Origin of the sequence: Pseudomonas sp. RL_5y_Pfl2_69 (assembly GCF_963970465.1) — a bacterium.
Taxonomy (GTDB): domain Bacteria; phylum Pseudomonadota; class Gammaproteobacteria; order Pseudomonadales; family Pseudomonadaceae; genus Aquipseudomonas.
The window spans coordinates 414,458-437,726 of the sequence record NZ_CAXAOU010000003.1; the positions used below are offsets into that span (position 1 = coordinate 414,458).

The following is a 23,269-nucleotide window of genomic DNA, read 5'->3' on the forward strand; positions in this document are numbered from 1 at the left end:
GGCCGGCTCAGGCCACCGGCCGGAGCCGCTTAAAAAAGCCGGTTGAGGCCATCGTAAGCCGCTACCCGATAGGCTTCAGCCATGGTCGGGTAGTTGAACGTGGTGTTCACAAAGTACTTCAGGGTATTGAGTTCACCCGGCTGGTTCATGATCGCCTGACCGATATGCACGATCTCTGACGCCTGATAGCCGAAGCAGTGAACACCCAGCACTTCAAGGGTTTCACGGTGGAACAGGATTTTCAGCATGCCCTGAGGCTCACCGGCAATCTGCGCCCGCGCCATGCTCTTGAAGAACGCCTTGCCCACTTCGTACGGCACCTTGGCCTGGGTCAGCTCTTGCTCGTTCTTGCCGATCGAGCTGATCTCGGGAATGGTGTAGATACCGGTCGGCACATCATTGACGAAGCGCCAGCTGCCGTTATCGACGATGCTGCCCGCTGCCGAGCGCCCTTGGTCATGGGCGGCACTGGCCAGGCTTGGCCAGCCGATCACATCGCCTGCGGCATAGATGTTCGGCACGGTGGTGCGGTAGTTTTCATCAACGGTGATCTGGCCACGGCCATTGGCCTTGATGCCAATGTTTTCCAGCCCAAGCTGGTCGGTGTTGCCAGTACGGCCATTACACCAGAGCAAGGCATCGGCCTTGATCTTCTTGCCCGACTTGAGGTGCAAAATCACGCCGTTTTCAACGCCTTCAACCCGCTCGTACTCTTCGTTGTGGCGTACGGTGATGTTGTTGTTGCTGAAGTGGTAGCTCAATGCCTGCGAGATCTCGGAGTCGAGGAAGCTCAGCAGTTGTTCGCGGTTATCCACCAGCTCGACCAACACACCCAGGCCGCTGAAGATCGACGCGTATTCACACCCGATCACGCCAGCACCGTAAACAATCAGCTTACGCGGGGTGTGACCCAGGCTCAGGATGGTGTCGCTATCGTAGATACGGGAGTGGCTGAAATCGATATCGGCCGGGCGATAAGGACGCGAGCCGGTGGCAACGATGATTTGCTTGGCCATGAGGGTTTCGACTACGCCATTGGCGCAGACCACTTCGATGGTTTGCTCGTCGGTGAAGCTGCCGGTGCCGAAGAACAGGTCTACGCGATTACGGGCGTAGTAGCCGGTGCGCGAGGCGACCTGCTTGGAGATGACTTTTTCGGCGCTTTTCAGTACGTCCGGAAACGAGAACCAGCGCGGTTCGCCAATGGCCCGAAACATCGGATTGGTGTTGAACTGCATGATCTGGCGAACCGAGTGACGCAGGGCTTTGGACGGGATAGTGCCCAAGTGCGTGCAGTTGCCGCCGACCTGACGTCGACTGTCGACCATCGCTACCTTGCGCCCTGCTTTTGCGGCGTTCATTGCCGCACCTTCTCCTGCCGGGCCGGAACCCAGTACCACTACGTCGTAGTTGTAGACAGCCATGCGTACTCCTCAGAACAGGCCGTGGCACCCCTGTGGGCACCTGCGGCTAAATCATGTCGCGGCCAGCGCCATGAAGGATCAAAACGTGGGGCACAGTCTATAGAAGCCTGAACGCCGCGAACATTAACCCTTGGTCTGGTCGTTGGCTATTTTTGTATTCACTACATCGGCGATTGAGCTTCACTCTTCGATGTAGTCGCTGCCGTAGGCTGCGAAGGGTTGCGCAGCAACCCGTTTTCCTGAAAGCTGCGCGGCTCCCCCAATCGCAGCCTTCGGCAGCGACTACAGCCCGGCGATCAAACCCATCGACCAGAGCACATCCATCATGCGCAAGTTATTGATCGTATTGTTGCTGCTCTATAGCGCCGCCAGCCCGGCAGACGAGGCTGCACGATTAAAGGAAGCCAACTTCCCCGCCCTGGCACAAGCCGACACAACACCAATGGAACGTAAAGGCCAGATCGTACTGACCTATCTCTGGGCCGACATCTACGCCGCCGCCCTGTTCACCCCTCCCGGCATCAGCCCTGAGCAGGCGTTTAACGAACAACGCGACTTGCGTCTCGAGTTGTTCTATCTGCGGGATCTGGATCACAGCGATATCACCCAGGCATCTGCCACCATCCTGAAACGCCAACACCCCGCCACCACCCTGGCCAGCCTCGACGCCCCGTTAAAAAAACTGCAAGCCAGCTTCGGCAACATCAAGCGCGGTGATCGCTATGCCCTGGACTACAACCCCCAACGCGGGCTGAACGTCGAGCGTAATGGCGCCGTTATTTTCAATAGCCAGAATCAGGAACTGGCCAAGGTCTATCTGGGAATCTGGCTCGCACCTCAAGGTTTGCCCGACAAACTTCGCCTGGCTTTATTGGCGCAACAGCCCTAGCCCGCCCGTGTAGCGACAACAAATGTTGCCTACAATTCCTGATACACATATGGTTACAAAACTGTTTTGCACAATGGCGTACGCCTTGATCTTGCAGTGAGGACGAGTAAAAACACGGATTGCGCATAAAAACAGATAAAAGCGGGTGATTTCTGATGGCCTCCAGTACGGGCAAAGGCAAGGCGATTTTTCGCGTTGTCAGCGGTAACTTCCTAGAGATGTTCGACTTCATGGTCTTTGGCTTTTACGCCACGGCCATTGCCAAAACCTTCTTTCCAAGCGATAGCGCCTTTGCCTCTCTGATGCTCGCCCTGGCGACCTTCGGTGCGGGCTTCCTCATGCGCCCACTGGGTGCGATTTTCCTCGGCGCCTACATCGACCGCCATGGCCGCCGCAAAGGGCTGATCATTACCCTTGCTCTGATGGCGATGGGCACGGTGCTGATTGCCTGCGTGCCGGGCTACGCCACCCTGGGTGTGGCGGCTCCTCTGCTGGTATTGCTCGGTCGCTTGCTGCAAGGCTTTTCGGCTGGCGTGGAACTGGGCGGGGTGTCGGTGTACCTGGCTGAAATCGCCACTCCAGGGCGCAAAGGCTTCTTCGTCAGCTGGCAATCTGCAAGCCAGCAGGCTGCGGTGGTATTTGCCGGCTTGCTCGGGGTTGGCCTCAACCACTGGCTGAGCCCCGAAGAAATGGGTGAATGGGGCTGGCGCATCCCGTTCCTGCTGGGATGCATGATCGTCCCGGTGATCTTTGTCATCCGACGCTCAATGGAAGAAACCCCCGAGTTCGAAGCCCGCAAACATCACCCGACCCTGGGGGAAATCATGCGCTCTATCAGGCTGAATTTTGGCCTGGTACTGGGTGGCATGGCACTGGTGGTCATGACGACCGTGTCGTTCTATCTGATCACCGCCTACACCCCGACATTCGGCAAGGCAGAGCTGCACCTCACCGACCTTGAAGCCTTGCTGGTGACGGTGTGCATTGGCCTGTCGAACTTCTTCTGGCTACCGGTCATGGGTGCGCTGTCAGACAAGATTGGGCGCAAGCCGCTGCTGCTGGGCGCAACCATCCTTGCGATCCTGACGGCCTATCCGGCGCTGTCATGGCTGGTGGCCAACCCGAGCTTCAGCCACCTGCTGATTGTCGAGCTGTGGTTGTCCTTCCTGTATGGCTCGTACAACGGTGCAATGGTGGTTGCCCTGACCGAAATCATGCCGATTGAAGTGCGCACCACCGGGTTTTCACTGGCTTACAGCCTGGCGACTGCGACCTTCGGCGGCTTTACCCCGGCGGCCTGCACCTACCTGATCCACGTACTGGACAACAAGGCCGCTCCCGGCCTGTGGCTGACCGGCGCAGCAGTGCTGGGGCTGATCGCGACCGTGGTGTTGTTCCGCGGCGACAAGCACCAGTTGCGTACGGCGCAATCGGCAGTGGCCAGCAACGCCTGACCACTGTGGGAGCGGGCTTGCTCGCGATACCGGCGGCGCGGTCTGCCTGAACAACCGCGCTGATCCAATCGCGAGCAAGCCCGCTCCCACGGGGTTTGCAGCACAAACAAAAACGCCCCGAACCAGTCGGGGCGTTTTCAGTTGCGGCGCTTGCTTAGCGTGGGAACGCTGGCGGGTTAACTCCGGCCATGTCTTCCATCACGCGTACTACCTGGCAGCTGTAACCGAATTCGTTGTCGTACCAAACGTACAGCACAACGCGGTTGTCATTGCAGATAGTGGCTTCAGCATCCACTACACCGGCGTGACGCGAACCCACGAAGTCAGTGGAAACCACTTCCTGCGAGCTCACGTAGTCGATTTGCTTGTGCAGATCGGAGTGCAACGCCATGTGGCGCAGGTACTCGTTCATTTCTTCACGGGTAGCCGGTTTCTCAAGGTTCAGGTTGAGAATGGCCATCGAAACGTTTGGCGTCGGAACGCGGATCGCGTTACCGGTCAGCTTGCCGGCCAGCTCAGGCAAAGCCTTGGCAGCAGCGGTAGCAGCACCCGTCTCGGTGATAACCATGTTCAGCGCGGCGCTGCGACCACGGCGATCGCCCTTGTGGAAGTTGTCGATCAGGTTCTGGTCGTTGGTGTACGAGTGAACCGTTTCAACGTGACCGTTGACGATGCCGAACTTGTCGTTGACAGCCTTGAGCACCGGCACGATGGCGTTGGTGGTGCAGGATGCCGCCGAAACGATCTTGTCGTCAGCAGTGATTTCGCCGTGGTTGATACCGTGAACGATGTTCTTCAGCTTGCCCTTGCCCGGAGCGGTCAGGACAACGCGGTCGATACCAGGGCACTGCAAGTGCTGGCCCAGGCCGTCTGCGTCACGCCAAACACCGGTGTTGTCCACCAGCAGGGCGTTCTTGATGCCGTACTGGGTGTAATCCACCTCGGTAGGGTTCTTCGCGTAGATCACCTGGATCAGGTTGCCGTTGGCAGTGATGGTGTTGTTGACTTCATCGACAACGATGGTGCCATCAAACGGGCCATGTACCGAGTCACGACGCAGCAGGCTTGCACGCTTGACCAGATCGTTGTCGGCGCCTTTGCGCACAACGATGGCACGCAGACGCAGACCGTCGCCACCACCGGTTTTCTCGATCAGGATGCGCGCCAGCAGACGGCCGATACGACCGAAGCCGTACAGAACAACGTCAGTACCTTTGCGTGCAGAAGCGTTTTGCTGACCCACTACATCGGCCAGCTCTTCGCGTACAAACTGCTCAGCCGTGCGGCCATTGCCTTCGGCCTTGAACTTGACGGCCAGCTTGCCCAGGTCTACCGAGGCAGCGCCGAGCTTGAGCTCGCTCATTGCCTTTAGCAGAGGGAAAGTTTCGTGCACGGACAATTCGATATCATCGGACTGACGATGGCGAGCAAAGCGGTGAGCTTTGAGAATCGCAATGACTGAACGGTTGATCAGGCTGCGGCCATAGATCGAGCTAACCACATTGTTATTGCGGTATAGCTGACCGATAAGCGGAATCATCGCTTCTGCGAGTGCTTCACGGTCGATCCATTCACCAAGACACTGGTCGGGCTTCTGAGTCACGGGAACCTTCCACATGTAGGGGCTGAAAAAAGGGGCTACATTATGCCGCTGCGCCCATTCAGGGGCAATGCACGCCTGTCATACGCCGTTACTGAAACGATTAAGCACCCGTAAATATAGGCGAATATTTTTATAACACCGGCTTTTTTATGGGCCTGCAGCCCTTGAGCAGCCCCTCTGGCACCCCCATGTTCGATAAGTCACGCTGAATTCAACGCCGTTCAAAGACTGCAACTGACAGCCTGCCCCTTGGCCCGTTACAATTGCAGACTTTGCCGCAACGCTTGGAGCTCAACCTTCCGTGCCCGTCCTGCGTCTACCGAAACTCCCTGCTACGGCAGGTAAACAGCACTGGAGCAACTTGCCCGGTGCCGCCCTGAGCCTTGCGATTGCCGAGGCCGCCAGCGCCGCCAAGCGCTTCACCCTGCTCCTGACCGCCGACAGCCAAAGTGCAGAACGCCTTGAGCAAGAGCTGAGGTTTTTCGCGCCCGAGTTGCCGGTGCTGCATTTTCCCGACTGGGAAACCCTGCCCTACGATCTGTTTTCTCCGCACCAGGACATCATTTCCCAGCGTATCGCCAGCCTGTACCGGCTGCCGGAGCTGAGTCACGGGGTTTTGGTAGTGCCGATTACCACCGCCCTACATCGCCTTGCGCCGACCAAGTTCTTGCTCGGCAGCAGCCTGGTGCTGGATATCGGCCAGAAGCTGGACGTGGAACAGATGCGTACCCGGCTTGAGGCCAGTGGTTATCGCTGCGTTGACACCGTGTATGAACATGGTGAATTTGCAGTGCGAGGCGCCCTGATCGACCTGTTCCCGATGGGCAGCAAGCTGCCGTACCGGATCGACCTGTTCGACGACGAAATCGAGACCCTGCGCACCTTCGACCCGGAGAACCAGCGCTCGATCGACAAGGTCGAGTCGGTAAGGCTGCTGCCCGCTCGCGAGTTCCCGCTGCAAAAAGACGCCGTGACCCGCTTCAAGGCCCGCTTCCGTGAGCGCTTTGATGTCGACTTCCGTCGATGCCCGATCTTTCAGGATCTGACCAGCGGGATTACACCTGCGGGTATCGAGTACTACCTGCCACTGTTTTTCGATGAAACCTCAACCCTGTTCGATTATCTGCCGGCCGACACGCAAGTGTTCTCGCTGCCAGGCATTGAGCAGGCGGCCGAGAATTTCTGGTCTGACGTGCGCAACCGCTACGAAGAACGCCGCATCGACCCGTCGCGTCCTTTGCTGCCGCCTGCCGAGCTGTTTTTGCCGGTTGAAGACTGCTTCGCGCGCCTCAAAAGCTGGCCACGGGTAGTCGCAAGCCAGGATGACCTGGACACCGGCAGCAGCCGTGAACGGTTCCCGGCCCAACCGCTGCCCAATCTCGCGATTGAAGCCAAGGCCAATCAGCCACTGGCTGCCTTGTCCGGGTTTCTTGAGCAGTTTGATGGCCGCGTGTTGTTTACCGCTGAATCGGCGGGTCGGCGCGAGGTGCTGCTCGAACTGCTGGAGCGCCTGAAGCTGCGACCAAAAACGGTCGACAGCTGGCCGGACTTCGTCGCCAGCAAGCATCGCCTGGCAATCACCATTGCCCCGCTGGATGAAGGCCTGCTGCTGGACGACCCGGCACTGGCACTGATTGCCGAAAGCCCGTTGTTCGGCCAGCGCGTAATGCAGCGCAGGCGTCGCGAAAAACGCGCCGATGCCAACAACGATGCCGTCATCAAGAACCTCACCGAGCTGCGTGAAGGCGCACCCGTTGTCCACATTGACCACGGTGTCGGTCGCTATCAGGGCCTGGCAACGCTGGAAGTGGACAATCAGGTGGCCGAATTCCTGACCCTGGAATACGCCGAGGGCGCCAAGCTCTACGTGCCGGTGGCCAACCTTCACCTGATCGCCCGCTACACCGGCAGCGATGATGAACTGGCTCCGTTGCACCGCCTGGGTTCTGAAACCTGGCAAAAAGCCAAGCGCAAAGCTGCCGAGCAAGTGCGTGACGTGGCTGCCGAACTGCTCGACATTTATGCCCGCAGGGCTGCCCGTGAAGGCTATGCGTTTGCGGACCCTAAAGCCGATTACGCCACCTTCAGTGCCGGCTTCCCGTTTGAAGAAACCCCGGACCAGCAAACCACCATCGAAGCCGTGCGCGCCGACATGCTGTCGCCCAAGCCGATGGACCGCCTGGTGTGTGGCGACGTGGGCTTCGGCAAAACCGAAGTGGCCATGCGGGCGGCCTTCATTGCCGTGCATGGTGGTCGTCAGGTCGCCATTCTGGTCCCCACCACCCTGCTCGCCCAACAGCACTACAACAGCTTCCGCGACCGTTTTGCCGACTGGCCGGTAACCGTTGAGGTGATGAGCCGCTTCAAGTCGGCCAAAGAGATCAACCAGGCAGTGGCCGACCTGGCCGAAGGCAAGATCGATATCGTGATCGGCACCCACAAGCTGCTGCAGGACGACGTCAAAATCAAAAACCTGGGCCTGGTGATCATCGACGAAGAACACCGCTTCGGGGTTCGCCAGAAAGAGCAGCTCAAGGCCCTGCGCAGTGAAGTCGATATTCTGACCCTCACCGCAACACCCATCCCGCGTACGCTGAACATGGCGGTGTCGGGCATGCGTGACCTGTCGATCATCGCCACGCCACCGGCACGCCGGTTGTCGGTGCGTACCTTTGTCATGGAGCAGAACAAAAGCACGGTCAAAGAGGCACTGCTGCGCGAGTTGCTGCGCGGCGGGCAGGTTTACTACCTGCACAACGATGTCAAAACCATCGAAAAATGCGCCGCCGAACTGGCAGAGCTGGTACCCGAGGCGCGGATCGGCATCGGCCACGGGCAGATGCGCGAACGTGAACTCGAACAGGTGATGAGCGACTTCTACCACAAGCGCTTCAACGTGCTGATCGCCTCGACCATCATCGAGACCGGCATCGACGTGCCGAGCGCCAACACCATCATCATCGAGCGCGCCGACAAATTCGGCCTGGCACAACTGCACCAGTTGCGCGGTCGCGTGGGGCGCAGTCACCACCAGGCTTACGCCTACCTGCTGACCCCCCCGCGCCAGCAAATCACCGGGGATGCGCAAAAGCGCCTGGAAGCCATCGCCAACACCCAGGATCTGGGGGCCGGTTTTGTATTGGCCACCAACGACCTTGAGATCCGTGGCGCAGGCGAGCTGCTGGGCGATGGCCAAAGCGGCCAGATCCAGGCCGTCGGTTTTACCCTGTACATGGAAATGCTCGAACGGGCGGTCAAGTCGATCCGCAAGGGCGAACAGCCCAACCTCGACCAGCCACTGGGCGGCGGTCCGGAAATCAACCTGCGGGTGCCCGCGCTGATTCCCGAGGCCTACCTGCCCGATGTGCACACTCGGCTGATTCTCTACAAGCGCATTGCCTCGGCCGCCGACGAAGAAGGCCTCAAAGACTTGCAGGTCGAGATGATCGACCGCTTTGGCCTGCTTCCGGAATCGACCAAGAACCTGGTACGCATCACCCTGCTCAAATTGCAGGCCGAGCAACTGGGAATCAAAAAGGTCGATGCCGGCCCACAAGGCGGGCGAATCGAATTTGCAGCGGACACACCGGTTGACCCGATGGTGCTGATCAAACTGATCCAGGGCCAACCCAACCGCTACAAATTCGAAGGCGCAACCCTGTTCAAGTTCATGGTGCCCATGGAGCGCCCGGAAGAACGCTTCAATACCATCGAGGCGCTGTTTGAGCGCCTGACGCCGAAGTCTTCCTAAATGAACTACCCATGACCCTGAGCCAGACACCCCGGTTGACCAAGCCGCTCGCACCGACCTGGACCAGCCGCTTCAAAGAGCAAAGCCTTGAGCGTGGCCGCCGCTACGCCAAGGAAAACCGTGTCAGGATCGTCCAGATCGGCGACAGCATGATCAGCGCGAGCTGCCAGGGCTCAGGCGAAAACCCCTACCGCCAGACCATACATCTGCGTGAGTCCGCCAAAGGCACTTTGCTTTTGGTGGACGCCACCTGCACCTGTCCGGTACGCACCCATTGCAAGCACACCGCTGCCGTCTTACTGAAGATTGAAGAAACCTTGAACTACCCTGCCGCCGCTCAGGATGCCGAGCTTCTGGAAAAACTCCAGGCCGTACTCGACTCACGTCGTCCCAACAACCTGCCAGAACTTAGGGTCGACGATGCAAAGCCGGTGCCACGGCTGTGGCTGGCCAGCGCTGAATTCAGCGCCTTCGAACCGCGCAACGGCAAGATGCAACGCTACATCCAGCACCGCGCCGCACTGTCGTTCAACTACCTGGATCAATACGTCAGCGGGCAAAAGAACACCGATATCCTGCTGCGCCAGGAACAGCAAACCCTGCGGATCAAGCGTCATCCCGACACAGAGAACCTCTACCGCGAGCAATTGCGCAGCCTGGGCTTCAAGATTGCGACCCGCCAAAGCAAGGCGCTGCCTGAAAGTGCTGGAGAGCTGTTTGAACTGGTCAATGACAGTGCCTGGTTGAATTTCACCCTCAACCAGATGCAGGGCCTGAGGGAACAAGGCTGGGAGCTGCAGATCGATGAAGGTTTCGGCTTTGACCTGACCCCGGTCGAAGACTGGTATGCCAATGTCGACGAGGCCCCGGAGCGTGACTGGTTCGACCTGGAACTGGGCATTATCGTCAACGGCCGACACCTGAGCTTGCTGCCGATACTGCTGAACCTGATGCGCTCCCACAGCGACATCCTCAACCCCGAGAAACTCGCCCGGCGTCGGGATGACGAACTGATTCTGGTGAATATCCCGGCCAACCCCGGCAGCAATCATGGCCCGCTGCAGGTCGCCCTGCCGTACGGACGGCTGAAACCGGTACTGGCAACCCTGGACGAATTCTATCTGGGTGAACCGGACGCGACCTCCCTGCGGATCAAAAGCGCTGACGCACCACGCCTCAATGCTCTCGATGCCCTGCCCTTGCGCTGGGAAGGTGGCGAGCAGATACGCGGTTTTGCCCAGCGCCTGCGCGACATCAAGGACTTTAGCGTCGAAGTTCCCCAAGGGCTCAATGCCAACTTGCGCCCATACCAGCTTGAAGGCCTGAGCTGGATGCAGTCGCTGCGCCAGCTCGAAGTCGGTGGCGTACTGGCCGACGACATGGGGCTGGGCAAAACCCTGCAGACCCTGGCCCATATCTTGTGCGAAAAAAATGCCGGCCGCCTGGATCGCCCGGCAATGGTGGTGATGCCCACCAGCCTGATCCCCAACTGGCTGGACGAAGCTGCGCACTTCACCCCGCAGCTCAAGGTGCTGGCACTGTTTGGCGCCACCCGCAAAAAACACTTTGCACACCTCAATGACTACGACGTGATCCTGACCACCTACGCCTTGCTGCCCAAGGACATCGAGCACCTGGCAAAACTGCCCTTGCACCTGCTGGTCCTGGACGAGGCCCAGTACATCAAGAACCCCGGCAGCAAGGCCACCCAGGCGGCCTGTGAACTGATTGCGCGGCAACGCCTGTGCCTGAGCGGCACCCCGCTGGAAAACCACCTGGGCGAACTGTGGTCTCTGTTCCACTTCCTGCTGCCCGGCTGGCTGGGCGACGTTAAAACCTTTAACCGCGACTACCGCATACCCATCGAGCGTCAGGGCAGCAACGAACGCCTGCAGCATCTCAATGCGCGGATCAAACCGTTTTTATTGCGCCGCACCAAGGAACAGGTCGCAACCGAACTGCCGCCCAAGACCGAGATCATTCACTGGGTCGACCTGAACGAGGCCCAGCGCGATGTCTACGAGACCATGCGCCTGGCGATGGACAAGAAGGTGCGCGACGAAATCACCCGAAAAGGTGTCGGGCGCAGCCAGATCATTATCCTCGAGGCGCTGCTCAAGCTGCGTCAGGTGTGCTGCGATCTGCGACTGGTCAGCGACACCCCGCCGAAAAAAGGCAGTTCCTCGGGCAAGCTAGACAGCCTGATGCTGATGCTCGAAGAACTGTTTGCCGAAGGCAGGCGCATCCTGCTGTTTTCCCAGTTCACCTCGATGCTCGGCCTGATCGAAATCGAACTGAAAAAACGCAAAGTGCGCTACGCCATCCTCACGGGGCAAACCCGTGACCGACGCACACCGGTCAAAGACTTCCAGAGCGGTACCCTGCAAATATTCCTGATCAGCCTCAAGGCTGGCGGCGTGGGCTTAAACCTCACCGAAGCCGACACGGTGATTCACTATGACCCGTGGTGGAACCCGGCGGCTGAAAACCAGGCCACCGACCGCGCCTACCGTATCGGCCAGGAAAAACCGGTGTTTGTTTACAAGATGATTGCCCGCGGCACCGTGGAGGAAAAAATCCAGCACTTGCAGCAGGAAAAATCGGATTTGGCCGCAGGAGTTCTGGACGGACGAGTCGCCGGTGACTGGAAACTGCAGGACGACGACATCGACGCACTCTTCGCGCCGCTGCCACCCAAAACAGAGAAGCGCTGAGACACCCGACTTATTGATTAACTGCAGGCGCGGTCTTTCTGCTTGATCGCGCTGACGCCATCGCGAGCAAGCCCGCTCCCACGGGCTTTGTGGTGCTTGCGAAATCTGAGGTCGGGCTCGATTTCTGTGGGAGCTGGCTTGCCTGCGATTCAGGCGATACGGTCTTTCTGCTTCGCCTAGCGTCAAAGCGGCATGGATGTGCTCAATCTATTAATTGAGCATCCTTGAGCGCACCCATTGCCACCAGCCAGCGCGGGCTCTGGCGATAGTCAGTGCTGGCCCAGGCCTGACCGCGCATGCGTGCAATCCTGGGCGAAGGGGTAACGTTCAACCGCTGAGCAGCGCTGAGTGCCAACTCCGCCGCCGCACGGTCGTTGCATACCAGTCCCATGTCACAACCCGCCGACAAGGCCGCCTCAATCCGGCTGGCGGCATCACCCACTACGTGCGCACCCGCCATCGACAGGTCGTCACTGAAAATCACGCCGTCGAACTGAAGCTCGCCGCGCAAAATATCCTGCAACCAGCGACGCGAGAATCCTGCAGGCTGGCTGTCCACTTGTGGATAGATCACGTGGGCCGGCATGACAGCAGCCAGATGCTTGCTCAAGCGGGCAAAAGGCACGAGGTCATGGGCGCGAATCTGCTCAAGACTGCGCTCGTCAGTTGGAATGGCGACGTGAGAATCAGCCTCGGCCCATCCGTGTCCCGGAAAATGCTTACCGGTCGCCGCCATGCCCGCGTCGTTCATCCCGCGAATAAAAGCCCCGGCCAATGTGGCTGCGCGCTCAGGGTCGCCCTCGAACGAACGGCTACCGACCACAGCGCTACGCTGGTAATCCAGATCCAGGACCGGGGCAAAGCTCAAGTCCAGCCCTACAGCCAGCACTTCAGTGGCCATGATCCAGCCACACTGTTCAGCCAGGTACTCGGCGTTGGGGTTATCGGCAATGGCACGCATGGCTGGCAGGCGCACGAACCCCTGACGCAGGCGCTGCACCCGGCCGCCTTCCTGATCGACCGCCAGCAACAGGTCGGGACGCAGCGCGCGAATCGACGCGCTCAATTCACGCACCTGGCGCGGATGCTCGATATTGCGTGCAAAGATAATCAACCCGCCTACTTCAGGCTGGCGCAGTAATTGCCGATCTTCAGCCGTCAGCCAAGTACCGGCGACGTCCACCATCAAGGAGCCTTGCAAGGCAGAACTCATGGGAAATCCTTTAAAAAGAGAGCGTTCATTGCCCGGTCCGGATCCGCAGCCACGCGCCTGCGCGCCGCACTCCAGAGAGGCAGCGGCGAATCGACAGACGGGAATAAGTCAGGGTTGGGCATGGCAACTAGCTTAGCGGAACAAAGCTGCCGCGCCCACCCGCCGCGGGTCAAACCTTGGCGGTAACCGGGGCGGTTTTACTGCGAGGGCGAAGCTGGGCACTGGCCATTGCAGAATCCGTGACGCCGCTTTGTGCACGCATGCCTGCCGCGAGGAATGGCACCATCAGACGCATCACCTGCTCGATGGAGGTGTTGACACCGAAATCAGTCTCGGCAATTGCACGCAACGCCTTGATTCCCGACATGCTGAAGGCCGCAGCACCCAGCATGAAGTGCACGCGCCAGAACAACTCGATGGGCGGGATTTGTGGGGCAGCCTCGTTGACCAGCAGCATATAGCGGCGAAAAACCTTGCCGTACATGTCTTCAAGATAGCGACGCAAGTGACCCTGGCTCTGACTGAACGCCAACCCGAGCAAGCGCATGAAAATCGACAGGTCGTTACCACTGCGTGGCTGGATCACCAGCGCCTGCTCGACCAGCATCTCCAATAACTCTTCAAGGCTGGGACGGTTCTCAGGCTTGGCCTGGCGACGCTCCAGCTCACGATCGAGGTTGGCGCAAAAAGGCCCCAGGAAGCGTGAAAAGACAGCCTGGATCAGCGCCTTTTTAGAACCGAAATGGTAATTGACCGCCGCCAGATTGACCCCGGCTTTACTGGTAATCAGCCGCAATGAGGTTTCAGCAAACCCTTTTTCCGCGAACAGCTGCTCGGCAGCATCAAGGATACGTTCAACGGTTTCCGACTGGGCCATGACTACTCCGCCTGACAAACATTTAAACACTTGTTTGAAACATACGTTTCAGATTGTAAAAAGTCAAGATGAGGCATTCGTTTCAGGACCGGACAGTTCTGCATTTAACCACAGCCTCGGCCAGTGCGGCCCCACCTGATAAAGTACGGGTCGCCCGACTTATTAATGACCGTCCAGCGGACCGCTGGAAATGGGTGATTGCCAAGAAGCTTTCACTGTATATAATCCCAGTCACTGTATAAAAAGACAGAGCGATCAACATGCTAAAACTGACGCCACGCCAAGCTGAGATCCTGGCCTTCATCAAGCGATGCCTGGATGACAACGGATACCCGCCCACCCGTGCCGAGATCGCACAGGAGCTGGGCTTCAAATCCCCCAACGCCGCCGAAGAACACCTCAAGGCGCTTGCCCGCAAGGGTGCCATCGAGATGACCCCCGGTGCCTCCCGCGGTATTCGCATACCCGGCTTCGAAGCCAAGTCTGACGAGTCCACGCTGCCCATCATTGGCCGAGTAGCTGCCGGTGCTCCGATTCTTGCGCTGGAGCACGTCGAAGAGTCCTGCAACATCAACCCGACCTTCTTTCACCCCAGAGCCGACTACCTGCTACGGGTACAAGGCATGAGCATGAAGGATGTCGGCATCTTCGATGGCGATCTGCTTGCCGTGCATACCTGTCGCGAAGCCCGTAACGGCCAGATTGTCGTGGCCCGTATCGACGACGAAGTCACGGTCAAACGCTTCAAGCGTGAAGGCAACAAGGTCTGGCTCATTGCCGAGAACCCTGAATTCGCCCCGATTGAAGTCAACCTCAAAGACCAGGAACTGGTCATTGAAGGCTTGAGTGTCGGCGTAATTCGCCGCTAAAGGAGGCTTCATGCAGTTCCCACACACACCGCTGCCAGCACAACTCACCCTTTTTGAAGCGTTCATGGCTCAACCCATGACGCCCGCGATCAAGGACGTGCTCGATTCCCCCTGGAGCGCCGAACCCGAGGTGTTCAGTGAACTGTCGCTACGCGGTGCCGCCGGAAACTGCCTGAACCTGCTTGCCCCCATGCTGCGCGAACTGAGCGAGCAACAAAACGCCCGCTGGCTGACACTGATTGCGCCACCTGCAAGCCTGACCCAAAGCTGGTTACGCGATGCCGGACTGAACCGCGAGCGCATTCTGCTGCTGCAACCCAATGGCAACAAAAGCGCCTTGCAACTGACCTGCGAAGCGCTGCGACTGGGTCGCAGCCACACGGTAGTGAGCTGGATCAACCCGCTGACCAGCGCTGCGCGCAATCAGTTGATCAGCGCAGCTCGCACCGGTCACGGGCAAAGTCTGAATATTCGCTTGGGTTAAACAGTTGATGCCTGCGCAGGGCCAGTGCAGAACGCACTCGCCTGGCTGCGGAGCACGAGTCAGGGTCGCTTAGTGAAGAATGCGTGGCCCATCGTCTTTTTCGAGCTCGCCTTCGGCCAGCCGACCCGCCATTTGTACACCGACGCTAAGCATGGCTTTCGCCACCTCTACGTGCTGCCCCTGAAGAAAAGCCTTGGCATCTTCAGAAAAATTCAGCGTTACCAAAGACCCTTCGTCCTCAGCACGGCGCAACTCGATGCGGCCGTCTGGCAACTCGACAATTTCTAGAAAAGACGTTGGCATATAAATTTGTTCTCCACGAAAGCGCGGGAGTATATCAGCCATCCCGCGGGAATTTCCCGTGATCTGTAGCGCTTTCGATTACAGACTGATGAATGACTGTACCGTTTCGGTTTCGACCCTTAGCACTCATTGAGTCCATCACGGAACCGAATGGCCATACTTTTGAGGTTCTGACGCCACTCCTCCATGGTTTCGCGACTCAACTCCTGGGGTGCCTCATCCTCCAGGTTGACCGCAATGATCAAGGGCTGGAACACATCCGCCTTGACCTTTTTGGGTGCCTGTAACGGCTGATACAGAGCAGCGTGGGTCGCAACCAGTTGCGCCAGCCATGTCTGCGGCGCCTGTGCCAGTTCAACCAGCTCGGCCAGTTCCGGGATGGCCTTCTCGTCCAGCACTTGCTGGGTGAGCAGCAGTTCGACCCGAGGTGCATTGGCTTGGGACAGACGATAAAAGCCGGCAATCTCATGACACAAGCCAAGCAGCGCACCATATAGATGAAATACCGCCGACTCGCGCTCTGCCTGAACCAGCGCCTGAGCATTCATGGCCCGACCTTCACTCGCCTTGTTCATGGCCTCAAGGGCCAGGCCAGCGAAATAGATCTTCTGATTGGTACGGGTATAGAGTTCGTGAGCCATGCGGGCGCTCCACATCGAATAGGTAAAGGCAGGTAGTGCAGTCTCAGGGATCAGGCCGTGCTGGCGCAAGGCCTACGTTCCCTGCGCTTTTGTGGGAGCGGGCTTGCCCGCGATGCAGGCGCTGCGGTGCTTCAGCCAAACCGTGCCGATGCCATCGCGAGCAAGCCTGCTCCCACAAAAGCACTCAAGCAGCGGCAATCAGGCCCGGGGTTGGTAAACAAAAAAACCGCGCAAGGCATACAGCCCTTGCGCGGTTTTCTATTCAGCGATCCACTCAGATCAAACGTCTTTTTCTTTACGCTTGTCTTCAACTTTCCAGCTACCACCGTCGTAGAACGCACGCCAGCCAGTCGGTTTGCCATCCACTTCAGTCTGCACGTACTGCTCTTTGGTTTTGCGACTGTAGCGAATCACTGCAGGACGGCCATCCGGATCTTTCTTCGGCGCTTCGCACAAGAAGTGATACTTGGGATCGATCTCGTCCTTGTGGGGCACAATTTCGATCACCAACGGAGCACGAGTCTCACGGTTTTTCGGGAACTGGCTTGCCGCCAGGAACAACCCTGAAGCACCGTCACGCAGGATGTACGTGTCGTTTACCTTCTCGCATTTAAGTTCCGGCATTTTCACCGGATCCATTTTCGGTGGCGCCGCTTCACCGCTTTTCAGCAGTTTTCGGGTGTTTTTGCACTCGGCATTGGTACAGCCGAAGAACTTGCCGAAACGACCGGTTTTGAGCTGCATTTCGCTGCCGCACTTGTCGCACTCAAGGCTCGGACCTTCGTAGCCCTTGATGCGGTAGTTACCTTCTTCGATTTCGTAGCCGACACAATCCGGGTTGTTACCGCAGATGTGCAGCTTGTGCTTCTCATCCAGCAGGTAGGCATCCATTGCCGTGCTGCAGATCGGGCAACGGTGTTTGCCCAACAGCACCAGGGATTCGGATTCGCCTTCGTCGTCGGCCGCGATTTCGTCACCCGGCACCAGATTGACAGTGGCCTTGCAACGCTCTTTGGGCGGCAGGCTGTAGCCCGAACAACCCAGGAACACGCCGGTTGAAGCCGTGCGAATCTGCATTGGACGACCACATTCCTTACAAGGAATATCAGTCATTACTGGCTGGTTGGCACGCATGCCGCCTTCCGGCGCAGCAGCTACTTCGAGCTTCTTCTTGAAGTCGCCGTAGAACTCGTCCAGTACGTTTTTCCAGTCACGCTCGCCTTGCGCCACATCATCGAGGTTCTCTTCCATACCGGCTGTGAAGCCGTAGTCCATCAGGTCGGAGAAGCTCTCGGACAAGCGTTCGGTAACGATGTCGCCCATTTTTTCGGAATAGAAGCGGCGGTTGTGCAACGCCACGTAACCACGATCCTGAATGGTCGAGATAATCGCCGCATAGGTCGAAGGACGACCAATGCCACGTTTTTCCATCTCTTTTACCAGGCTGGCTTCGGAGTAACGCGCAGGCGGCTTGGTGAAGTGCTGGCTCGGGTCGAGCTCGATCAGCTTCAGGGCATCGCCCTGAGCCATGTCTGGCAGCACATCGTCGTCGCCCGGCTTGGCAATTTGCGGCATCACACGGGTGTAACCGTCGAATTTGAGGATGCGGCCCTTGGCACGCAGCTCAAAATCACCGGCCGCCACAGTGACGGTGGTGGACAGGTACTTGGCCGGCAGCATCTGGCACGCCACGAATTGGCGCCAGATCAGCTCGTAAAGGCGCTCAGCGTCGCGCTCCATGCCCGACAGCTTGCTCGGGTGCATGTTTACGTCAGAAGGACGAATCGCTTCGTGAGCCTCCTGTGCGCCTTCCTTGCTGCTGTACACATTGGGTGCCGGCGGCAGGTACGACGCGCCGAACTCACCTTCAATATAAGTACGCGCCATCTCGACCGCATCGGCCGAGAGGTTGGTGGAGTCGGTACGCATATACGTGATGTAGCCAGCTTCATACAAACGCTGGGCCATCATCATGGTTTTCTTCACCCCATAGCCCAGCCGATTGCTCGCGGCCTGTTGCAGGGTGGAAGTAATGAAAGGCGCCGACGGCTTGCTGCTGGTCGGTTTGTCTTCACGCTTGACGATGCTGTAGTTCGAAGCCTTGAGCTTCTCCAGCGCCGCCATTGCCTGAGCTTCGTTGAGCGGCTTGAACGCCTCGCCTTTTTCACGGGCAACGTCAAAACGCACTTTCGCCCCCTTGGCAGTGCCAAGGTCGGCGTGAATTTCCCAGTACTCTTCAGGGTTGAACGCACGAATTTCGCGCTCACGCTCCACCACCAGCTTCACGGCCACCGATTGCACACGGCCTGCCGACAGGCCACGGGCTACCTTGGCCCACAGCAGCGGCGAAACCATGTAACCCACGACGCGGTCGAGGAAGCGGCGGGCCTGCTGTGCGTTAACGCGGTTGATATCCAGCTCGCCCGGCTTGGAGAAGGCTTCCTGAATCGCTTTCTTGGTGATTTCGTTGAACACCACGCGCTTGTAGCGGGTGTCATCACCACCGATGGCTTCGCGCAGGTGCCATGCAATGGCTTCCCCCTCGCGATCCAAGTCGGTTGCGAGATAGATGGTGTCAGCATCCTTGGCAAGCCGGCGCAGCTCTTCGATGACCTTTTCCTTGCCGGGCAGGATCTCGTACTTGGCTTTCCAGCCATGCTCGGGATCGACGCCCATGCGCGAGATCAGCTGCTTCTGCGCCTTCTCTTTTGGCGACAGGGCCGGCACTTCGCCCGCCGCTGCCTTGCCACGCTTGGCAGCCGGTTCTTTGCTGGCGCTAGCCGAACCGCTGGTGGGCAGGTCTCGGATATGGCCGATACTCGACTTCACCACGTACTCGTTGCCCAAGTACTTGTTGATGGTCTTGGCCTTAGCCGGGGATTCCACAATGACCAGCGATTTGCCCATGGATCAGAAAATTCCTGAATTCTAGAAGTGAAAGGCGGTTCGCGCCTGACGCGGCACCGCTATATATAGTGGCTACAAGGTGAGGTCAAGCACAGGGTTCTGCGCGACCTTGCCTTATGGCCGGGAAAAAAGGCTGGGTTCGGCCTGAATCAAGGCAAAGCGCGGGACGTGTTCGCCCTCTACGATGACTGACTCCAGGAACATGCTCAGCGGGCGTACCCAAAAGCCGTAATCGCCATACAGGGCTTGGTAGAACACTACATCTTCTTCGGTTTCAGAATGGCGAGCCACACTGAAAACACGATACTGAGGACCTTTGTAGTGTTGATAGAGCCCAGGTTGTAGCGACATGTTGCGGCCCCTCTGCAAATAAAAAATTAAACACGCTTAAAAACAAAAACCGGGGCACAAGGCCCCGGCTTCCATCAACGCAACGCTTAGACGCGTTCGAAGACGGTGGCAATGCCCTGGCCAAGACCAATGCACATGGTGGACAACCCGAACGTGCCGCCATTTTGCTTCATTACATTGAGCAAAGTGCCGGAGATACGAGCACCCGAGCACCCAAACGGGTGACCCAGAGCGATGGCACCGCCGTGCAGGTTAACCTTCTCATTCATCTTGTCGAGCACTTTCAAATCTTTCAGCACTGGCAGGGCCTGTGCAGCGAAAGCTTCGTTGAGCTCAATGAAGTCGATATCGGCCATATTCAAGCCTGCACGCTTCAATGCTTTTTGTGTAGCCGGTACTGGACCATAGCCCATGATCGCAGGATCCACACCCGCAACTGCCATCGAGCGGATCACTGCCAGCGGCTCAAGCCCCAGGTCTTTTGCACGCTGGGCAGACATCACGATCATGCATGAAGCACCATCGGTGATTTGCGACGAAGTGCCCGCAGTCACGGTACCGCCTTTAGGGTTGAACGCAGGTTTCAACGCCGCCAGGCTTTCCAGGGTGGTATCTGGACGAATAGTTTCATCGTAGTCGAAAACTTTCAGGAAACCGTTTTCGTCGTAACCCTGCATCGGGATGATTTCGTCTTTGAACTTGCCTTCTACCGTCGCCTTGTGGGCGAGCTGGTGAGAACGCACAGCAAATGCATCCTGCTGTTCGCGGGTGATGCCGTGCATCTTGCCCAGCATTTCAGCGGTCAAACCCATCATGCCCGAGGCTTTTGCCGCGTACAGCGACATGTGCGGGTTAGGGTCGACACCGTGCATCATGCTCACGTGACCCATATGCTCGACGCCGCCCACCACGAAAACGTCACCATTACCGGTCATGATCGCTTGCGCCGCCGTGTGCAGGGCGCTCATGGACGAGCCGCACAGGCGGCTCACGGTCTGTGCAGCCGAGGTGTGCGGGATCTGGGTCATCAGCGACGCCATGCGCGCAATGTTCCAGCCTTGCTCCAGGGTCTGGTTCACACAGCCCCAGATCACGTCTTCCACTTCACCCGGGTCAACCTTGCTGTTGCGCTCCAGCACTTTGCTGATCAGGTGCGCAGACATGTCTTCAGCACGGGTGTTGCGGTGCATGCCACCCTTGGAGCGGCCCATCGGGGTACGACCGAAGTCTACAATCACCACGTCTCTAGGATTCAAGCTCATAATTTCACTCTCACTCTAATGGGGCGCTTAACCGAAGAAGCTCTGGCCGTTCTTGGCCATCTCACGCAGCTTCGCAGTCGGGTGGTACAGCGCGCCCAGTTCAGCGTACTGATCGGCCAGGGCCACGAACTCTGCAACACCGATCGAATCGATGTAGCGCAGCGCGCCGCCACGGAACAGCGGGAAGCCAATGCCATAGACCAGGCCCATGTCAGCCTCGGCTGCGGTTTCAACGATGCCGTCTTCCAGGCAACGCACGGTTTCAAGACACAGCGGGATCATCATCCAGTTGATGATGTCTTCGTCGGTCACGTCGCGCTGCTCGTAGACGATAGGCTTGAGGACCTCAAGCACGCTCGAATCAACGATTTTCTTCTGCTTGCCGCGCTTGTCTTCTTCGTAGGCGTAGAAGCCCTTGCCGTTCTTCTGACCCAGGCGCTTGGCCTCGTACAGAGCGTCAATCGCCGAACGACGGTCGTCTTTCATGCGGTCCGGGAAGCCTTCGGCCATAACGTCGCGACCGTGGTGGCCGGTGTCGATGCCGACCACGTCCATCAGGTACGCCGGGCCCATTGGCCAACCGAATTTTTCCATGACTTTGTCGATACGCACAAAGTCGACACCGGCGCTGACCAGCCTGGCGAAACCGCCGAAGTACGGGAACAGGACGCGGTTGACCAGGAAGCCCGGGCAGTCGTTGACCACGATCGGGTTCTTGCCCATTTTCTTGGCATAGGCAACGGTGGTTGCTACGGCCAGGTCGCTGGACTTCTCGCCACGAATCACTTCAACCAACGGCATCATGTGCACCGGGTTGAAGAAGTGCATGCCGACGAAGTTTTCCGGACGCTTGAGGGCCTTGGCCAGCAGGCTGATGGAAATGGTCGAGGTGTTGGAAGCCAGAATAGCGTCTTCGCGAACGTGATTTTCCACTTCCGCCAGTACAGCCTGCTTGACCTTCGGGTTCTCGACTACCGCTTCGACCACAAGGTCGACGTTACCGAAATCGCCGTATGACAAAGTAGGACGAATGCCGTTCAGCACTTCGGCCATTTTCGCCGGTGTCATGCGACCCTTATCAACGCGACCTACCAGCAGCTTGGCAGCCTCGGCCAGCCCCTGCTCGATGCCGTGCTCGTTGATGTCTTTCATCAGGATCGGCGTACCTTTGGAGGCCGACTGATAGGCAATACCGCCACCCATGATGCCTGCGCCCAGAACGGCCGCCTGCTTCACGTCTTTGGCAATCTTGTCGTAGATCTTGGCTTTTTTCTTCAGCTCCTGATCGTTCAGGAACAGGCCGATCAGGCATTGCGAAGCTGAGGTTTTTGCAAGCTTGGCGAAACCTGCGGCTTCCACTTCCAGCGCCTTGTCACGACCGAAGTTCGCGGCTTTCTGGATGGTCTTGATCGCTTCAACCGGGGCCGGGTAGTTCGGGCCAGCCTGGCCGGCCACAAAACCTTTAGCGGTTTCGAAAGCCATCATTTGTTCGATTGCGTTCAGCTTGAGTTTTTCAAGCTTGGGTTGACGCTTGGCCTTGTAATCCAGTTCGCCACTGATGGCGCGCTTGATCAGGTCCAGCGCTGCAGCGCCCAGTTTGTCAGCCGTTACCACAGCATCTACGGCGCTCACTTTCAGAGCGTCTTCGGCGCGGTTTTCCTTACCGGAAGCAATCCACTCAACCGCGTTATCAACGCCAATCAGGCGCGGCAGACGTACGGTACCGCCAAAGCCCGGATAGATACCCAGCTTGACTTCCGGCAGGCCGATTTTGGCGCTGTCCGCCATGACCCGGAAGTCAGCTGCCAGACACATTTCCAGACCGCCACCCAACGCGATGCCATTGATGGCCGCGACGGTGGGTACGTTGAGGTCTTCAAAATCGCTGAAGATCCTGTTGGCTTCGAGGTTGCCAGCGATCAGCTCGGCATCCGGCAACTTGAAGTTTTCGACGAACTCGGTGATGTCGGCGCCAACGATAAAGACGTCTTTACCACTGGAAACGATGACACCCTTGACCGAAGCATCTGCCTTGATCGCATCTACAGCCTGACGCAATTCGTTCAGGGTTAGACGGTTGAATTTGTTGACGGACTCACCCTTGAGGTCGAACTTCAGTTCGACGATGCCACTTTCAAGAGCCGTAACCGTGATGGCTTTACCTTCGTAAATCATCAACTGATCTCCAGGATATGGAAGCTGAACAGTACACGTCAGAAGCTAGCGTCTGGCTGTCACTGACCTTTGTGTCAATGCTGTTGCCAATCCGCCAGGCACACCCGCCAACGCGATAATCGGGATTGAAAATGAGAGCTGTCTTACATGACAAACGCTCAATTCATACGCCCGTTTGATTTGGGTGTCGACACCTTCAGGGAAAAGCGATCGATTGTCAATTGTCCGAAACAACGATGACAAAACGACCCGGCAGTCAGTTTAGACACCTGCGGTACGAGTGCTCGAAACCATTGAAGCGCCCTGCAGGTGAAAATTGTGGGAGCGGGCTGGCTCGCGATTCAGACGACGC

At 58.1% G+C, this 23,269-nt stretch carries 16 protein-coding genes; 6 read left to right on the top strand and 10 right to left on the bottom strand.

Features of this window, described 5'->3' with window-relative positions; translation table 11 throughout:
- Positions 1 to 29: 29 nt before the first annotated feature.
- Positions 30 to 1,424 carry a Si-specific NAD(P)(+) transhydrogenase gene (sthA, locus tag AACY07_RS08050; RefSeq protein ID WP_219262483.1) on the bottom strand — a complete coding sequence of 465 codons (1,395 nt, stop codon included), beginning with the start codon at positions 1,422 to 1,424 and terminating at the stop codon, positions 30 to 32.
- A 325-nt stretch (positions 1,425 to 1,749) separates the two neighbouring features.
- On the opposite strand from sthA, the gene AACY07_RS08055 reads away from it, so the two are divergent.
- On the top strand, positions 1,750 to 2,313 hold the full coding sequence (locus AACY07_RS08055) for a chalcone isomerase family protein (protein ID WP_339474286.1): 564 nt from the start codon (positions 1,750 to 1,752) through the stop codon (positions 2,311 to 2,313).
- A 155-nt stretch (positions 2,314 to 2,468) separates the two neighbouring features.
- Positions 2,469 to 3,767, top strand: coding sequence for an MFS transporter (locus AACY07_RS08060; RefSeq protein WP_339474287.1), 1,299 nt, complete (start codon positions 2,469 to 2,471; stop codon positions 3,765 to 3,767).
- Between the two features lie 154 nt (positions 3,768 to 3,921).
- Here AACY07_RS08060 and AACY07_RS08065 read toward each other — a convergent pair whose 3' ends face one another.
- Positions 3,922 to 5,385, bottom strand: a complete 1,464-nt coding sequence (locus AACY07_RS08065; RefSeq protein ID WP_133077828.1) for a glyceraldehyde-3-phosphate dehydrogenase — start codon at positions 5,383 to 5,385, stop codon at positions 3,922 to 3,924.
- Between the two features lie 286 nt (positions 5,386 to 5,671).
- Between AACY07_RS08065 and mfd the strand changes: the two genes are divergently transcribed.
- Together mfd and AACY07_RS08075 are read left to right on the top strand one after the other, a co-directional pair.
- A complete protein-coding gene (gene mfd, locus AACY07_RS08070; protein WP_339474288.1) occupies positions 5,672 to 9,121 on the top strand; it encodes a transcription-repair coupling factor in 3,450 nt (1,149 codons plus the stop codon).
- 11 nt (positions 9,122 to 9,132) lie between these two features.
- Positions 9,133 to 11,835 carry a DEAD/DEAH box helicase gene (locus tag AACY07_RS08075; RefSeq protein WP_339474289.1) on the top strand — a complete coding sequence of 901 codons (2,703 nt, stop codon included), beginning with the start codon at positions 9,133 to 9,135 and terminating at the stop codon, positions 11,833 to 11,835.
- 202 nt (positions 11,836 to 12,037) lie between these two features.
- On the opposite strand, the gene nagZ is transcribed toward AACY07_RS08075, so the two are convergent.
- Together nagZ and AACY07_RS08085 are read right to left on the bottom strand one after the other, a co-directional pair.
- Positions 12,038 to 13,036, bottom strand: a complete 999-nt coding sequence (gene nagZ, locus AACY07_RS08080) for a beta-N-acetylhexosaminidase (RefSeq protein WP_219262539.1) — start codon at positions 13,034 to 13,036, stop codon at positions 12,038 to 12,040.
- 181 nt (positions 13,037 to 13,217) lie between these two features.
- Complete coding sequence (locus AACY07_RS08085) at positions 13,218 to 13,925, bottom strand: TetR/AcrR family transcriptional regulator (protein ID WP_133077832.1); 708 nt, start codon at positions 13,923 to 13,925, stop codon at positions 13,218 to 13,220.
- Between the two features lie 260 nt (positions 13,926 to 14,185).
- On the opposite strand from AACY07_RS08085, the gene lexA reads away from it, so the two are divergent.
- Both lexA and sulA read left to right on the top strand, forming a co-directional pair.
- The gene (gene lexA / locus AACY07_RS08090; RefSeq protein WP_019827486.1) at positions 14,186 to 14,794 is read left to right on the top strand and encodes a transcriptional repressor LexA; all 609 of its coding nucleotides are present in this window, start codon (positions 14,186 to 14,188) and stop codon (positions 14,792 to 14,794) included.
- Positions 14,795 to 14,804: 10 nt separating this feature from the next.
- Positions 14,805 to 15,278: an SOS-induced cell division inhibitor SulA gene (sulA, locus tag AACY07_RS08095; RefSeq protein WP_133077834.1), complete on the top strand. Its 474-nt coding sequence runs from the start codon at positions 14,805 to 14,807 to the stop codon at positions 15,276 to 15,278.
- 69 nt (positions 15,279 to 15,347) lie between these two features.
- Here the strand turns inward: sulA and AACY07_RS08100 are convergent, their stop codons facing one another.
- The 6 genes from AACY07_RS08100 to fadB all read right to left on the bottom strand — a co-directional run bounded on the left by AACY07_RS08100 (position 15,348) and on the right by fadB (position 22,917).
- Entirely contained in the window at positions 15,348 to 15,581 is a 234-nt protein-coding gene (locus tag AACY07_RS08100) for a hypothetical protein (protein WP_003446620.1), read from the bottom strand.
- A 119-nt stretch (positions 15,582 to 15,700) separates the two neighbouring features.
- Positions 15,701 to 16,222, bottom strand: a complete 522-nt coding sequence (locus AACY07_RS08105; RefSeq protein ID WP_339474291.1) for a DUF6586 family protein — start codon at positions 16,220 to 16,222, stop codon at positions 15,701 to 15,703.
- Between the two features lie 279 nt (positions 16,223 to 16,501).
- Positions 16,502 to 19,129, bottom strand: coding sequence for a type I DNA topoisomerase (gene topA, locus AACY07_RS08110; protein ID WP_339474293.1), 2,628 nt, complete (start codon positions 19,127 to 19,129; stop codon positions 16,502 to 16,504).
- 114 nt (positions 19,130 to 19,243) lie between these two features.
- On the bottom strand, positions 19,244 to 19,480 hold the full coding sequence (locus AACY07_RS08115; protein WP_133077837.1) for a DUF1653 domain-containing protein: 237 nt from the start codon (positions 19,478 to 19,480) through the stop codon (positions 19,244 to 19,246).
- An 86-nt stretch (positions 19,481 to 19,566) separates the two neighbouring features.
- Positions 19,567 to 20,742, bottom strand: coding sequence for an acetyl-CoA C-acyltransferase FadA (gene fadA, locus AACY07_RS08120; RefSeq protein WP_133077838.1), 1,176 nt, complete (start codon positions 20,740 to 20,742; stop codon positions 19,567 to 19,569).
- 27 nt (positions 20,743 to 20,769) lie between these two features.
- Complete coding sequence (gene fadB, locus AACY07_RS08125; RefSeq protein WP_133077839.1) at positions 20,770 to 22,917, bottom strand: fatty acid oxidation complex subunit alpha FadB; 2,148 nt, start codon at positions 22,915 to 22,917, stop codon at positions 20,770 to 20,772.
- Between the last annotated feature and the right edge of the window lie 352 nt (positions 22,918 to 23,269).

What these genes read in the sequence shown, in the direction of transcription:
- sthA (WP_219262483.1), bottom strand. Translation starts at nt 1,424, where the DNA reads ATGGCTGTCTACAACTACGACGTAGTGGTACTGGGTTCCGGCCCGGCA.
- AACY07_RS08055 (WP_339474286.1), top strand. Translation starts at nt 1,750, where the DNA reads ATGCGCAAGTTATTGATCGTATTGTTGCTGCTCTATAGCGCCGCCAGC.
- AACY07_RS08060 (WP_339474287.1), top strand. Translation starts at nt 2,469, where the DNA reads ATGGCCTCCAGTACGGGCAAAGGCAAGGCGATTTTTCGCGTTGTCAGC.
- AACY07_RS08065 (WP_133077828.1), bottom strand. Translation starts at nt 5,385, where the DNA reads ATGTGGAAGGTTCCCGTGACTCAGAAGCCCGACCAGTGTCTTGGTGAA.
- AACY07_RS08075 (WP_339474289.1), top strand. Translation starts at nt 9,133, where the DNA reads ATGACCCTGAGCCAGACACCCCGGTTGACCAAGCCGCTCGCACCGACC.
- AACY07_RS08085 (WP_133077832.1), bottom strand. Translation starts at nt 13,925, where the DNA reads ATGGCCCAGTCGGAAACCGTTGAACGTATCCTTGATGCTGCCGAGCAG.
- lexA (WP_019827486.1), top strand. Translation starts at nt 14,186, where the DNA reads ATGCTAAAACTGACGCCACGCCAAGCTGAGATCCTGGCCTTCATCAAG.
- sulA (WP_133077834.1), top strand. Translation starts at nt 14,805, where the DNA reads ATGCAGTTCCCACACACACCGCTGCCAGCACAACTCACCCTTTTTGAA.
- AACY07_RS08100 (WP_003446620.1), bottom strand. Translation starts at nt 15,581, where the DNA reads ATGCCAACGTCTTTTCTAGAAATTGTCGAGTTGCCAGACGGCCGCATC.
- AACY07_RS08105 (WP_339474291.1), bottom strand. Translation starts at nt 16,222, where the DNA reads ATGGCTCACGAACTCTATACCCGTACCAATCAGAAGATCTATTTCGCT.
- topA (WP_339474293.1), bottom strand. Translation starts at nt 19,129, where the DNA reads ATGGGCAAATCGCTGGTCATTGTGGAATCCCCGGCTAAGGCCAAGACC.
- AACY07_RS08115 (WP_133077837.1), bottom strand. Translation starts at nt 19,480, where the DNA reads ATGTCGCTACAACCTGGGCTCTATCAACACTACAAAGGTCCTCAGTAT.
- fadA (WP_133077838.1), bottom strand. Translation starts at nt 20,742, where the DNA reads ATGAGCTTGAATCCTAGAGACGTGGTGATTGTAGACTTCGGTCGTACC.
- fadB (WP_133077839.1), bottom strand. Translation starts at nt 22,917, where the DNA reads ATGATTTACGAAGGTAAAGCCATCACGGTTACGGCTCTTGAAAGTGGC.